Genomic DNA, 241 nt, shown 5'->3' on the forward strand with positions numbered 1-241 from the left:
GAAATGGATCCGATTCAGTATCAGGGAAGGTATTTTACGTCGGGAAATGAAAGCGGGGGAAAAGCCTTTCCCTTGTTAAAAAAGGGAGTTGAGGAATGAGAGAAGGTGGGGATTGGGAAAATGATGATGCGGGGGAAAGAGGAATTGGGTGTAATAAGGGTGTATGATAACAGACTGGTGATGGAAAGGATGGATTTTGGCGATGAAGTGAGGAAAAGGGTTGAGGTAGGAAAGGTCCGTG

1 pseudogene is annotated in these 241 nt (G+C 45.6%); it reads left to right on the forward strand.

Annotated features, from left to right (window positions below):
• Nucleotides 1-105: 105 nt before the first annotated feature.
• A pseudogene (locus tag FS736_RS25660) lies at nucleotides 106-241 on the forward strand (Ku protein); the annotation flags it as partial.

Source organism: Cytobacillus oceanisediminis 2691 (genome assembly GCF_007678455.1).
Classification (GTDB): Bacteria; Bacillota; Bacilli; order Bacillales; family Cytobacillaceae; genus Mesobacillus; species Mesobacillus oceanisediminis_A.